This is a genomic window from Streptococcus sp. FDAARGOS_192, from assembly GCF_002073815.2.
Classification (GTDB): domain Bacteria; phylum Bacillota; class Bacilli; order Lactobacillales; family Streptococcaceae; genus Streptococcus; species Streptococcus salivarius_H.
The window spans coordinates 118,891-132,098 of the sequence record NZ_CP020429.2 but is presented as its reverse complement, the minus strand read 5'-3'; the positions used below and the strand labels follow the sequence as shown (position 1 = coordinate 132,098).

At 32.5% G+C, this 13,208-nt stretch carries 13 protein-coding genes and 4 pseudogenes; 1 reads left to right on the top strand and 16 read right to left on the bottom strand.

The annotated features are described in order from the left end of the window. Positions 1 to 78: 78 nt before the first annotated feature. From A6J31_RS00640 to A6J31_RS00570, 15 genes and pseudogenes are all read right to left on the bottom strand, one after another. Complete coding sequence (locus A6J31_RS00640) at positions 79 to 2,094, bottom strand: FtsX-like permease family protein (protein WP_080610219.1); 2,016 nt, start codon at positions 2,092 to 2,094, stop codon at positions 79 to 81. 12 nt (positions 2,095 to 2,106) lie between these two features. After that, a complete protein-coding gene (locus A6J31_RS00635) occupies positions 2,107 to 2,841 on the bottom strand; it encodes an ABC transporter ATP-binding protein (RefSeq protein WP_080610218.1) in 735 nt (244 codons plus the stop codon). A gap of 130 nt (positions 2,842 to 2,971) precedes the next feature. Next, positions 2,972 to 3,079: a QVPTGV class sortase B protein-sorting domain-containing protein gene (locus A6J31_RS00630; RefSeq protein WP_020901952.1), complete on the bottom strand. Its 108-nt coding sequence runs from the start codon at positions 3,077 to 3,079 to the stop codon at positions 2,972 to 2,974. Positions 3,080 to 3,108: 29 nt separating this feature from the next. After that, a complete protein-coding gene (gene slmA / locus A6J31_RS11640) occupies positions 3,109 to 3,312 on the bottom strand; it encodes a salivaricin M family lantibiotic (protein ID WP_318655380.1) in 204 nt (67 codons plus the stop codon). Between the two features lie 59 nt (positions 3,313 to 3,371). Further along, entirely contained in the window at positions 3,372 to 3,542 is a 171-nt protein-coding gene (slmA, locus tag A6J31_RS00620; RefSeq protein ID WP_080610217.1) for a salivaricin M family lantibiotic, read from the bottom strand. A gap of 154 nt (positions 3,543 to 3,696) precedes the next feature. Then, positions 3,697 to 3,997: pseudogene (locus A6J31_RS11635) on the bottom strand (DUF5966 family protein). Between the two features lie 13 nt (positions 3,998 to 4,010). Further along, on the bottom strand, positions 4,011 to 4,259 hold the full coding sequence (locus tag A6J31_RS00610) for a DUF5962 family protein (protein WP_073689033.1): 249 nt from the start codon (positions 4,257 to 4,259) through the stop codon (positions 4,011 to 4,013). Next, a pseudogene (locus A6J31_RS00605) lies at positions 4,256 to 4,390 on the bottom strand (putative cross-wall-targeting lipoprotein signal domain-containing proteiin); the annotation flags it as partial. The gene A6J31_RS00610 and the pseudogene A6J31_RS00605, both read right to left, overlap by 4 nt. 255 nt (positions 4,391 to 4,645) lie before the next feature. Beyond that, a pseudogene (locus A6J31_RS11630) lies at positions 4,646 to 4,729 on the bottom strand (transposase); the annotation flags it as partial. Between the two features lie 89 nt (positions 4,730 to 4,818). Beyond that, positions 4,819 to 6,408 (bottom strand): ATP-binding cassette domain-containing protein, encoded by a 1,590-nt coding sequence (locus A6J31_RS00600; protein ID WP_080610216.1) that lies wholly within the window; start codon positions 6,406 to 6,408, stop codon positions 4,819 to 4,821. A 357-nt stretch (positions 6,409 to 6,765) separates the two neighbouring features. Continuing rightward, on the bottom strand, positions 6,766 to 7,635 hold the full coding sequence (locus A6J31_RS00595) for a helix-turn-helix domain-containing protein (RefSeq protein WP_073689107.1): 870 nt from the start codon (positions 7,633 to 7,635) through the stop codon (positions 6,766 to 6,768). A gap of 208 nt (positions 7,636 to 7,843) precedes the next feature. Beyond that, positions 7,844 to 8,020 (bottom strand): annotated as a pseudogene (locus A6J31_RS00590) (lysozyme); the annotation flags it as partial. A 1,062-nt stretch (positions 8,021 to 9,082) separates the two neighbouring features. After that, the gene (locus A6J31_RS00580) at positions 9,083 to 9,535 is read right to left on the bottom strand and encodes a hypothetical protein (protein WP_049554115.1); all 453 of its coding nucleotides are present in this window, start codon (positions 9,533 to 9,535) and stop codon (positions 9,083 to 9,085) included. Then, entirely contained in the window at positions 9,525 to 9,749 is a 225-nt protein-coding gene (locus tag A6J31_RS00575) for a helix-turn-helix domain-containing protein (RefSeq protein WP_045772572.1), read from the bottom strand. Before A6J31_RS00575 ends, A6J31_RS00580 begins: the two co-directional genes overlap by 11 nt. 4 nt (positions 9,750 to 9,753) lie before the next feature. Next, positions 9,754 to 10,275, bottom strand: coding sequence for a DUF2975 domain-containing protein (locus A6J31_RS00570; RefSeq protein WP_225791526.1), 522 nt, complete (start codon positions 10,273 to 10,275; stop codon positions 9,754 to 9,756). Positions 10,276 to 10,616: 341 nt separating this feature from the next. Between A6J31_RS00570 and A6J31_RS00565 the strand changes: the two genes are divergently transcribed. Then, a complete protein-coding gene (locus A6J31_RS00565; RefSeq protein ID WP_049554117.1) occupies positions 10,617 to 11,825 on the top strand; it encodes an ATP-binding protein in 1,209 nt (402 codons plus the stop codon). 382 nt (positions 11,826 to 12,207) lie between these two features. Here the strand turns inward: A6J31_RS00565 and A6J31_RS00560 are convergent, their stop codons facing one another. Next, positions 12,208 to 12,825 (bottom strand): SAP domain-containing protein, encoded by a 618-nt coding sequence (locus tag A6J31_RS00560; RefSeq protein ID WP_005376691.1) that lies wholly within the window; start codon positions 12,823 to 12,825, stop codon positions 12,208 to 12,210. Positions 12,826 to 13,208: the final 383 nt, after the last annotated feature.

Here is a 13,208-nt window from a genome sequence, read left to right as displayed (position 1 = left end):
GTATCCACTTCCTGAACTACTTTAATATCATTGTAACACAATACCAGAATTGTCGGATAGGCAACTCTGGTATTTGACTTAATTTTCAATAATTTGCCAACTTACTCTGTAAGTCACTAGCAGGTAAAGGACAAAGAGTAAAACCGCTACTCCCAGATAGGTGATATCAATAGAAATGCTGGTATTAGCGAAATTCTCAAAATAGCCCAAAAGAGCTGTACTCAAGGCAAGTGCTAGCGGACCAGCGATAACCAGCGGAACCAAGAAATAACTTAGAATCTGTTGCAAAAGAATAGAGCGATTTTGATTTCTCTTATTCCCAAGAAGGTATAAGATTTGATAATCATTGACACTATCCAAAGAACTTGTAGAAGTTTGAAGTGACAAGATACTGAGGGAAATAATGATAAAAATAACACTGACAAAAATCATGACAAAGACGATGACGCCCATAAATCCAAGATAAATCTCAAAAATTCTTCCTTTCGTTTGATAGGTGAACGGATTCAACTCTGCTCCATCACGAGTGAAGTAGTATTTTTCTATCCACTGACTTAAGAATGTTTCTACTTTCCGTTTGTCGATATTTTCTTTGAAATTGGCAACATAGGTCGTGTGGTCTTCCATCAATCCAACTACTACCTTATCTGGTACAATTAAGGTTCCTGTGTCATTTGTACCCACTGACGATAAAAAGTAAACTGTTTCAAGTGGCTTTGAAGACGCAAGATTAAGAGAATAACCGTTAATCATGAGGGTTTTTCTCGTTAATAGAAAGTCCTGAATCTGCTTGGCAGTTCCTTTATAGTTAGCATTGACCAGAAATTGGTTATCTGCCAAGTCAACCTCTCTTTCACCTTGCAGTTTGCGGAGATGATTGTAGGCAGAAATTCCTAAAATCGGTACTTTTGATTTAGGAAGTTCCTTATCATGCGCCCAGAGATTGCTAGTATCAATCAAATCTTTATAGGTTAAATCACTAGAATAGATAGGATAGCTGTACTCCTCTTTGAAGAGGTTAAAGTCAAATCCATCTTCTTTCAATCTGTCTTTGACAGATTCCTGAGAAAACTGGAACTCTTGACCACGATAAAGATTGACAGATACGTCATAAGGTGAGTATTTGTTCAGCTCTCGGTTCATAGTCGTATAGGCACTACCACTAAAAACTAGTAAGCTGAGAGCCAGTGTCAAGGTCAAGGATAAGACAGCCAACGTGACCGAATTACTATCAGCTTGTTTTGAAAATTGACGAATTTTAAAACTGTTTAGTTTGTTATAGTAGGTTTGAGGTAGTTTTCTAAGGGAAACCAAGATAAAATGGCTCAAGGTATTGTAAAATAAAATCACAAAAATCACGAAGACAGATACCAGCAAGATACCCCAGCTTTTCAAGAGTGATAGATGGTGATAGTCTGAAAAATAGAGAGCACCAAAACCGATAACAGCTGTCGAAAGAATAAAGAGAAGTGCTTGAAGAACAGGCTTGCCTTTTGCCAAGACAGATTTCTTGACCCCATTTTCTTGAATGAGTGCAATGATATTTTGCTTTCTAAAGGTAAGAATGTCCATGACACCAACAATAAAACTGGTTACCAAATAGGAATAAACTAGTAAGATGACAGACTTGCTATCAAAGAAAAGCAGACTACCAAAGTAATTGGCCATAAAAAACTCAGATGCAATCTTAGCTAGAATGACCAGTAAGATCACTCCAAGCAAGAAACCTAGAATCAAGGAAAAGATATTGACCAGCATGGTTTCAAAGAACAGGGTACGGATAATCTGCTTCTTCTTCATTCCCAGCGTTGCATAAAGTCCTAGCTCTTTCTTGCGCCGTCCCAGGACAAAGTTTGTGGAATAAACGACGAGAAAGGCAATCGCCGATAGAATCAGATAGGAAAGCAAGCCCATGTACTGGCTCATCACCGTCGTTAACATTTCCTTTGCTCCTGATAAACTTTGCATCACTGGATGGCTTGGTAAAGCATTAAAAGCGTAGAGCAAGCTATAAATCAAGGTCAGACTGAAAAAATAGATGGTATAGGTCTGTAAATTTCGAAATACATTTCGTAAAATCAATTTTGGATACATACTCTCCTCCTCCTATCTGGTACGGCTGTAAATCTCTTGCAAATACTGTTCATTAGATAAGCTGTTACGTTCCAAATCATCCATAATCTTTCCATCGCTAAGTAGCACCATCCGTGAAGAGTACTTGGCTGCGGCAGGGTCATGCGTAACCAGTAAAATGGTAATACCAAAACTTTTATTGATTTCCTGCAAAAGTACCATCAGTTTTTCAGAATTGGCAGAGTCCAAGGCTCCTGTCGGCTCATCTGCGATAATCAGTTTAGAATCATCAATCAAGGCTCTAGCAGTTGCCACGCGTTGCCGCTGACCACCTGATAACTGATTAGGAAACTTATCTTTTAAGTTTTGGATGGCCAACTTATCCAAAATTTCCTCAATCTTATCCTGATGTTTTTTGATAGTTTTCCCCTGAATTTGAAGAGGTAGAACAATATTTTCATAAACTGTCAAGGTTTCCACCAAGTTGTAAGCTTGGAAAATATAGGAAATGTTTTTAGCACGATAGTCAGCTAGTTCATTTTCCTTGGCATGGATGATGTCAAAATCTTCAAATCGAATCTCACCTGATGTTGGTTTATCAATCGTTGAAATACAGTTGAGAAGTGTTGTTTTTCCACTACCACTAGCCCCCATAATTGCCAGAAATTCACCTTTTTCAACGGACAAGTTCACATCTAATAAAGCATGAACGATATTATCCCCTTGACCAAATGTTTTCGTTAATCCTGTCACAATAAGCTGTTTCATCATTTCATTCCTCCGTTTCTTTTTTACACTCTCATTATACGGTTTCTTTCAAGGTTTGCCATGAGTATTTTGTGCAATATATTTATACTATAAAAAAAGCCGATACTTTTTAGGTATCGGTCAATGTTGATTATTTGCGATCGTTTCTTTTTTTCATAAAGTAAACAATCCCTATGACAACAACTCCTAAGACCAGTACTGGTGCATAGAAGTCTAGTGTTCCAATAATTCCTTCCATTTTATCCTCCTATCAAAAAATAGAGAGTTTTATCCACAGCACACGTTTGGCGAAATACATTCATAAGAATATGTAAACCACCACCCACAGCGCACCTGTGCTGTTAATCTAACAGCCGTATCCCACCCAGCATCAGGTTTACCATTCAACTCTTGGCTATTAATTTCATAATCCAAAGAATCAATCTCAAAGTTGTCTTGTTTTATTTGTATTTCTCCCCGTAAATATAACACCAACTCAAAATCTTGTCAATGTTTTGTAATAAAACACTAGAATTTTCCTTTTGTTTTATCTAACAATGAACATTATTTGTCGTACACTCATAGGAACAGGTGAACCAACGTCCCGCCAATGTAAGTTGAACAGCTGTAAACCAACCAGCTCCTGATTTCCCGGAAAGTTCTTGGTTTTCAACCTCGAAACTTAGAGAATCAATCTCTGGACGACTTGTATTTTTAGCCATAAGGTTGCCTCCTTCCTTCTTTTAGATGATCATCTTTACAGTAACTAGTATAAACTCTAGTATTGGCTAAGTAATGAGTAAATCGTGCAAGTTTCTTATTTTCGAGAAAAATTTTTATAGTGCCCAATTAAAAAGTAGCTGAACAATCTCTTTCTCAGCTACTTTTTAATCTTCTTGTCCAACTAATGATTTTCAAAACACCACATACAAGCAAAGATAGATTAAATATCGCATAAAATCCTGTAAAACTGTTCAGACCATTCTGGGATAGATCTTCTATGTATAGGTTTGATTCAGTAAAGAACAGATAAATTCCATAACCCTCCACGAAAATAAGAAAACTGACAAAACCAATCAGGAAAAGTCCACTGGCAATGAGTAAGATTCTCCATAAAAGAATGAGAATTCCTCCTACTGCTAAAAAAAATTACCGGAATAAGGAGTAAATCATTCATGACTTTCTCCTTTCTAGTCGATCAATTGACGATACTTGGTGGCAAGAGAGGAATCAAACTCTTCTAATTTTTGAACTAAGTTCAAATACTCCTCTTTCTCATGTTCTTCAAACTCAACATCTCGATGATTCTGAAGAGCGACTTCCAATTGGCTAGTGAGTTCTCGTATAGAAAAACTGTAATCCCCCATCACTTCCACATAATGTTCCTTTAGTTTCTTGTAAGCTTGGTATTCTTCAGATGCTTGAAATCCTTGCACCAAGCGACAGCAACTGTCACCACCGTTCCCAGGGCAACTGAACACAAGGTACGATACTTTTTACTTTTACGGAAAACGTGCTTTTCACCTTTTTCCTGATTCACTAAAAAGTGATGATGGATTTGTTTTGTCATAGAAAACCTTCTTTTCTTTTGATGTGTAGTAACAAGTTGTCACTCTTATCCCTTCATAAAAAAGAAGGCTTGATTTTATTATCACAGAAATTGAGAACAAAAAGAAAAGAAGCTATCAGTAGAACATCTGATAGCTTCAAAACAATAATCATAAATATAAAAACGGGAGGACTGACGCATCAGACCCTCCCAGACGTGACAAGCACGCCCCAATTCGATATAAATATACTACCGTTAATTTCATTTTCCGTCAACAAATTGATTTGAAAGCTGTCTAAAGCTCTCTCCTTGCTTTCTCAATTCATATATTTGAACTTTATCTTCATAAGTTAATTTCATTATAAAACACCCCAAAAGTTAGATTTTTCTGTCTAACTTTTGGGGTGTCATAGAACATGTCAAGTCGAGTTTTTAAGAGTGTCATTGTTTTATAAGTCTACAAACTCATTCAAATCTATTATTTCATCAAATTGTTGGATAATTCTATCGGTGTCTACATGTGTGATGTAAATAATTAATTTACTCGTTTGTAAAAGTCGATTCTCTATTTTTGATAACGTTTCAAGGTCAATACCAGAAGAAAATTCGTCTAAAAATAAGATATCCGTCTTCATCAATAAGGCTCTTGCCAAAGCAATTCTCTTGGCTTCTCCTCCTGAAAGTTTTATAGTATCATTTGAAAGCATTAACTCTAAAGACTCTCTATTAGCCCACTTAGATAATTCTACAAATTTCAATGTCTCAAATAGTTCCTCTTCTGAAACATCCTCAGAAAATAGAGTAAGATTATCACGAAGTTTTGCATTGAACATATGAGGGTGTTGGGGTACATAAGCTACATTATCAAAGATACTACTCTCTTTGATAATTTTAACATCAATACCATTAATTTTAACTGTTCCTGTGTAATCGTTATACTCTCGTAGGATTGCTTTTAATAGTGTGGTTTTACCAGTTCCACTCTTCCCTTTTAATAGGTACTTCTTATGCTTATAAAACTGCCCATTAAAAGGGATAGCTTCCGAATTATTTTTAAAACGAAAATTATCAAATGATATAACTTCAATATGTTCCAGAGTATTAAGATTTTCCTCTATAATTTGAAATTCAGTAGAAAGAGTCTCTATAGTTTTCTTACCACTAATAAATTTAGCTAACAAATCAGAAGAAGCATATATTGGGTAAGAGATCCTGACTAATAATTGTGAGAATGCTATTAAACTCCCTAATGTCAGTTGACTATTTATGATTAATAGTCCCCCAATAATCCAACTACCGAAATAAAGAACATTTGAAAACAGCTGATTTAAACTGACAACAACATATTGAGATTTTTCAACATTTGTTTGGCGTTTAAGTAACTTTAAAGTTTGAATATCAAAGACTCTATTAATGTCAAAACTCTTGTTGGCAATTTTCCAATCAGGTATACCTTCGATAAGATCTTGAATAGCTGATACTGAAGTATTAGTAGTGTCAATTAACTCTTCTTGTTTCTTTTCTAAAGGAGTTTTAAAGAGTATAGCTACAAAAAGATTTGGTAAACTTAAAATCAGAGTTAAAGCTGCTAATAAAGGATTAAGATAGAGAGAAACAATTATAGCAATAACTAATTGGCAGATTAAGTAGCCACCCCAGTATATGGAATAAAAATAATTAAATTCAATTTGATCTATTTGAGTAGTTAATGAGGCTAGAAGTTTGTCATTTTTATTTCCTGTGAGTAACTCTAAAGGTGTTTTCTGAATACCTTGGAAAATAACATTCCTATAAGCATATGCAGATTTCTTACTAATGATTGCTGTCAGTGATTGTTGAAAATAGTAGATAAGTGTTTGAATCAACAAGAACACAACTACAAAAATAGATGTAACAACATAGCGCCCCACTCCAAGTTTGATAGAATCAATGATTAGTTGCATCAAATAGGCTTCACTTACCATTGCAATAGACAATAAGATAGTAAGTATTGAATATACTTGGATATCTTTTTTAACAACTTGATAAACAGATTTCATTAATCTCTCCTTTTAACATGTCAGAAAAATCAAATATTTCAATAAATAATAACATATAATTTTTTAGAAGTTTATTATTCAAAAATGACGCTAAGTATAAAGCAATTTCCTTATTCAAATTTGTTGAACATAGAATATCATTCCGATTATAATATGTCAATATAATATATTACGTTTTTTTATTTTATGTAATAATATATTTATTTGTATATATTTCAGGTGTTTTTTATCTAAAAAGAATATGTTCTTTATTTCAAACCTTTGATGTACAGTGTGCTAAATAAGAAATAAAAAGCTTGAAACATACTTTAAAGGTATATCTCAAGCTTTTTATAATATAGAGAAAATAAAATGTAGTTATTTGAACATCTTCGATATGTAATGCTCAACTCTTAAAGCCATTTCCTTATTGTCATCTAGGTGCCTGTAGATATAGAGAGCATTATCAAAATATTTTCTAGCTTCACTTTGATCGGAAAAATCTTCACAAATGTTGCCTAATAATAGATACAAATCTGCAAGTAAATAAGTCGAATTGAACTCTTTACATAATTTTATAGTTAGAGTTAGTTTTTTAATAGCCTCTTCAGTTTTACTCTGGAGCCATAAATAGCGTCCTAAATTATAATTGAACTTAATGGCTAATTCTAACTCTTCTATTGTTGTTAAACTCAGTTGCTCAACTCTTGCAGACAAATCATTTTCAATTTCCTTAAAACGATCCAAGTTATCTGTCTCATAATAGAAATTAAATAAACTATTTAAAATTTGAAGATAGTGTATATCAGTCTCTTTAAGTTGCTTAATAGCTTTTTCCAACTTAAAAATCCCATCTCCTTTTTTGTGATAAAAGTAAAAGTCTATAAGTGATTCAATCCATTCCATGTATATCTTATCTGACAATGATAAACGATGGGAGGTTTCCTTTTCCAATTCATAGATGTAATTTAAAGACTCGTAATCTCTATCCATAATAAAAGTCTTTGATAACTTTTTGAAATTGTTGAGTTCGTTACTTTCACTTGAAATTTGCTCATCAAAGAAATAATCCATACTAACCTTTAATTTTCGAGATAATTCATAAAGAAGCACTGACCCAGGAATATATTCTCCATTTTCTAGCCGACTAATTTGTCCTTGTTTACAAATTCCTTCCGCCAACTCTTTTTGTGACATCTTTAATTCTTTTCTTCTATTTTTTATTCTAGATGCTAATAATGTACTCATAATTATCCTCTTTAATATAATAGTCATAAATCATTTTATCACTAAGAAGGATAAAATCAAAACAAAAAATGTGAATATGCATAATAAAGGCAGTGTGGCATTTTAAGAGATTTATTTTACAACATAAGTGCAATCAATACTTCATTAAATGAACAAAAACATGATAACTTTATACGAGTTATCATGTTTCCTTTTTAATTCTTTATCAATGTCCTACATCTGGATATGCCAACTCAGGTGCAGAAATCTTTGGTTCTGCTTTGATACTTGAATGGCCTTTAAAAGTATAAACACCACTATTAGGAATTGATGGTTTAGAAGGATTAGATGTAGTTGTTCCACCTACACCAATTTGTTTACCACTATCAGTAACATAATAGAGATGTGGAATTCTCCCAAAATGTGTCCAAAATATTGACAGAATTCCATAGTATGACATTGTTCTGTTTCATTTCAATCATCACTGCTTCTGTCACTCCAAACCTATAGTTCATATTAATTATTAGTCTAGTTATAGGATAGCACACAATAAAACATACTACTATACCATAAGTCAGTCGTTCTCTAATTATAGGGGGTGTGACACCCCCTAAGTCCATTGTATCCTATCTCATAAATTGATATAATCTTCTTGTAGTTCAATGAAACTACACTCGAAAATTAATCCTTTCTGTCTCTAATCCTCCTAATAGAAATAGAGACTCCTAATCAATCCCGTTCACATCATAATCTCCTATAAACCCAGATGTGAACAAACCTCCTTTACAACTAGGGCCATCGCCCTAGTTTTTTTGTGTTTAAAAGTTACATGATGTCCTACTCACGCGCATACTGAAAAAAAGTGATAGGCTATTCTACCCATCACTTGTTGTATGAATTTTACCCAAACAAATATCGGAATAACAATACCAAGAAAAAAAGCAAATATGACAGAAAGTATTGGAGTCATCAAAAACCATAAAAACTTGTTAAAAACTGATAGTTGTTTTCCATAGTAAATAGGATGCCATACAGCTATATTAATGAATTTAAAAGCTTCAGTTATTAAGAATCTAGCATAAAGAATCGACAAAACCTTAAATGCTACTAATAACAAAATAATTAGCACAGTAATAAAATAGTGGGAAAATATGAAAAAAAGCCCTTTAAAATGAGGCTTTTGTCGTTCGGCATACGACTGCTCAACTAAACTTTGGCAAGAACACTTTAGAGTTTCTCATCTACCTATATCTGATTTTGTTTGTAGAGCCACAGTTTTGCTATCACTTCCTCTCTCCTCAAGATCACAATCGTCAAACTTAGGAGTCTCTATTGGGTTATTTGGTTCGTCGGTAACAGGATAACCGTGGGACTTTCATCACAGATGTACGACATGACGTCGTACACAAAAGCACTATAAGCGAAATATTCGCCATAGTGCCACTAACCCCCTAGTTATGACTACAAACTAGTTTTTTGTTCTATAAACTAATAAAATACTCTCTGAATAATCTGAATTAAATTTTAATGAAGTAATATTATTTGACTCTATATCAAGTTTTTTAACCGAAAAATAAGTTTTATTTTTATAACGAATATTGAAATCATCGTAGGAATCAGTTTTAACATCTTCGAAATTTTTATTATCCAAACTAAAATCTGAATTCTTTATTGACTCAATATTCTCTTTAGTACTAATTACATAAATAACCCCATCAAAATCAGTAAATGATGCTTTTAGAGTCTCTCCTTCTTTTTGTTCCGTAATATAAGTTATACCTAAATTGTCTGTATCATCTTTGGACATTTGTTGTTCTATTTCTTGTGTAACATCTTTTACTGTTTCATTTGTACTACATGAAACTAGCATAATGCTTGCAAGAGTAAAGATCATACATAATATTACTTTTTTAATCTTCATGGTTTTCACTCCTAACATACTCTAAAATATCACCAGGTTGACAATCAAGTGCTCTACATATTCGTAAGAGGGTAGTGAAACGTATACCTTTTGCTTTTCCCGTTTTCAAAATTGATAGATTTGCCTCTGTGATATTTATTCTTTTTGCAACTTCTTTAGATGTAAGATTCTTTTCTTTAATTAACTTTTCTAAATTTATTTGTATCTTATCCATTACATTAAATAAAGTCCTCATTTTCTTTTTGAATATTTTTTCCTTTTTCCAATACGATAATCAATATAGCGTTAAATAATATGAATACAGTATGTACCACGTAATTTTTCAACGAAAAATCAAATACTTCACTAACATTTTCTACACTTAAATAGTTGAATATTAGATTAATCAATAATTGAATAGCAGTCACCAAAACTAGAAATATCATCGATCTTTTTAATTTTTTAAGATTCTCAACACTAAAAAATTGACCCTTACTGAAACCAAATAACAACTTACTCCAAATTTTTAATAACTGGATAATAAAAATAAAAATTATAATTAACAATATAAGAATAACTAATGGAAAAAATATTGGAACATTAATAATGGAATCACCATAGTCAAATGTAAACATCCAATGACTTCTCTGTCCCCCAAATAAAACTCCTACTATTCCTAAAAATAACAGGAAATTTATTCCCCAAACAGGATACCTCATTAGAGACAAGAGATTACTTGTTATTTTTAATATTTTTTTCATGTTAAATACCTCAATTATTGTCTTGCAATAATTCTTTCTTCGATATTATTGTAAGACAATAATATTTTTTTGTCAATAATTCTAAAAAAATTTGGCTATTTATTCGTAAGTATGCAATAACTGAGAAATACAAACTACCGTATCACAAAGATGATGTACAGTTTAACAACAAATATACAGTTTCTTCGTGCCAGTGCAATTTCTTTTTCTATCCTGAAGATATTCAAATTGTCCCAGATATTATTTCTAAACACTTAGAAAAAATCAAACAAATCAAACATTATTTCTAAATATTTGAAAATAATTACTATTTATATTATACTGTCTTTGAGGTAACTATTATGAACTATATTAAAAGACCACATTATTTAGACTTTTTAAGAAGACATCGTGACCGACAAATCATCAAAGTTGTGAGCGGAGTTAGGCGAGCTGGTAAATCTGTACTTTTTCAACTCTATAAAGAGGAATTACTAGCAACTGGGGTAGACGAGGAGCAGATTATATCCATCAATTTCGAAGATTTGAGTTACTATGAACTGCGACATTTTCAAACATTATTTACTTATATAAAAGAGCGGTTAGTTGAAGAGAAAACATACTATATCTTTTTAGATGAAATTCAACATGTTGAAAAATTTGAACTGGTAGCAGATAGTCTATTCATCTTACCAAATGTAGACCTCTATTTGACTGGATCTAACGCCTACTTTATGAGTAGCCAATTAGCAACAAACTTGACTGGGCGTTATGTTGAGATAGAGGTTCTTCCTTTGTCATTTGAAGAATACCTATCAGGTCAATCTCTCTCAGAGAATCTGAATACAACAAAAATTTTTAACAATTATCTATTTAGTGCTTTCCCTTACTTATTGCAAACATCATCTTACGCTGAAAAAATTGACTATCTCAGAGGAATATATAACTCAATACTGTTAAACGATATTGTAACTAGATTGGGAAATCCAAATCCTACTATTATTGAGCGCATTGTCAGAACCCTTCTCAGTAGTACAGGTAGCTTAATATCAACAAATAAGATTCGCAATACCCTAGTCAGTCAAAATGTTTCCATATCCCATAATACTTTGGAAAATTATTTGACAACTTTGACAGATAGTTTACTTTTTTATTCCGTTCCACGTTTTGATGTAAAAGGTAGAGCATTATTGCAACGCTTAGAAAAATATTATCCCGTTGATTTAGGTTTACGGCATCTCTTATTACCAGACCACAAAGAAGACATTGGTCATATCTTGGAAAATATTGTATATTTAGAATTGAGACGTAGATATTCACAAGTATATGTTGGTAATTTAGATAAGTATGAGGTTGATTTTGTTGCTGTAACTGATGTTGGTCACTACGTTTATTATCAGGTCAGTGAAACAACACTTGCTCCAGAAACACTAGACAGAGAACTTAGACCACTAGAAGCCATTAAAGATCAATTCCCAAAATATCTATTAACAATGGATACGATTCAGCCAACAGCAAATTACAATGGTATTGAGAAGAAAAATATCATAGATTGGTTACTAGAAAAGTAGATAGACACTGAACACATAAATTGAGACGCAAAAATAACACTCCTGTTGAGATCTAGTAAAACTATGAACAGGAGTGTTTTATTATGACCGAAAAAGATTATTCAGTAGAAACTAAGTTAGGCTTCACCAAAATAAAAAATGATAGAGGTTAAATAGTGGGTCATTACGTTTCAGTAGAAACGAAAAAAGCTTGATTTAACGGCTCTATAATATTTGTAGTGGGTAAAAAACAAGATATTTTGTCTGTTTAGCTACCAAAAAGATACCATAGTCATTCATTCTTTTGTTTCTTTTCTTCGTACATTTCAAATAATCTTTTGATAGATTTTTTATTTCTATCGTCTTTAATACTTTATATTCCGTTCGACAAACTTGAAGTTGTTTACTTACAGTACTCCTCTATTTTGTAGCTATATTCTTTTAGAAGTCCCCGTGAATAAATTTTTTTATTTTTTGAATCTCTAACTTCTTTCCAAAGGATAGCCGCAACTTTTAACTTGTTGGAGTAATGATTGCTAAATTCATCCGCACAAAAGTCTTTTAGAAATTGATTCCATTGGCAAGCTGAATTATCATACTTGGCGTAGTCTGACTCTCCATAGTATATTTTAATCATATCTTGGATTGTAAAATTTATGTTGTTGTCCCGTTTTACTTTTCGCCAAGCTGTTGCCATATCAGCATTAAATTTAAACGGATTAACACCTGTTACAGCTGAAAAATAATCACGAAATTTCTGATTAAAGGAAAACCCACATTCAAGTAATGATGTATTTAGGGTTATTATTTCGGTTTGATTTTTGTTTCTTTTCCTCAAAAATTTTTCTACTCTATTTCCCTTAAAATATTGTTCTATAATATGATTTAATTCTTTTTTTGTACATCTGTATTCTAATCCAAGGTACTTACAAATTTGTGAAAGCTCTTCTCGATACCAGTAGTATCTGTTAAATTCTTCAAACGATTTTATATCTCTAAAATCAGGTCTATTTTCTTCCAAATACTCACCTCTACAACTCCAAGTTTATCCTATTATACCATAGATAATAAAAGTCATTCCCTGGCTAATTTGCCATATAGACCTAGTATCTCATATATCATAGTATGACATTGTCCTGTTTCATTTCATTCATCTCTGCTTCTGTCACTCCTAAACTATTGTTTATATTAATTATTAGTCTAATTATAGGGGGTGTGACACCCCCTAAGTCCATTGTATCCTATCTCATAAATTGATATAATCTTCTTGTAGTTCGATGAAACTACACTCAAAAACTAATCCTTTCTGTCTCTAATCCTCCTAATAGAAATAGAGACTCCTAATCAATCCCGTTCACATCATAATCTCCTGTAAACCCAGATGTGAACAAACCTCCTTTACAA

What these genes read in the sequence shown, in the direction of transcription:
- A6J31_RS00640 (WP_080610219.1), bottom strand. Translation starts at nt 2,094, where the DNA reads ATGTATCCAAAATTGATTTTACGAAATGTATTTCGAAATTTACAGACC.
- A6J31_RS00635 (WP_080610218.1), bottom strand. Translation starts at nt 2,841, where the DNA reads ATGAAACAGCTTATTGTGACAGGATTAACGAAAACATTTGGTCAAGGG.
- A6J31_RS00630 (WP_020901952.1), bottom strand. Translation starts at nt 3,079, where the DNA reads ATGGAAGGAATTATTGGAACACTAGACTTCTATGCACCAGTACTGGTC.
- slmA (WP_080610217.1), bottom strand. Translation starts at nt 3,542, where the DNA reads ATGGCTAAAAATACAAGTCGTCCAGAGATTGATTCTCTAAGTTTCGAG.
- A6J31_RS00600 (WP_080610216.1), bottom strand. Translation starts at nt 6,408, where the DNA reads ATGAAATCTGTTTATCAAGTTGTTAAAAAAGATATCCAAGTATATTCA.
- A6J31_RS00595 (WP_073689107.1), bottom strand. Translation starts at nt 7,635, where the DNA reads ATGAGTACATTATTAGCATCTAGAATAAAAAATAGAAGAAAAGAATTA.
- A6J31_RS00580 (WP_049554115.1), bottom strand. Translation starts at nt 9,535, where the DNA reads ATGAAGATTAAAAAAGTAATATTATGTATGATCTTTACTCTTGCAAGC.
- A6J31_RS00575 (WP_045772572.1), bottom strand. Translation starts at nt 9,749, where the DNA reads ATGGATAAGATACAAATAAATTTAGAAAAGTTAATTAAAGAAAAGAAT.
- A6J31_RS00570 (WP_225791526.1), bottom strand. Translation starts at nt 10,275, where the DNA reads ATGAAAAAAATATTAAAAATAACAAGTAATCTCTTGTCTCTAATGAGG.
- A6J31_RS00565 (WP_049554117.1), top strand. Translation starts at nt 10,617, where the DNA reads ATGAACTATATTAAAAGACCACATTATTTAGACTTTTTAAGAAGACAT.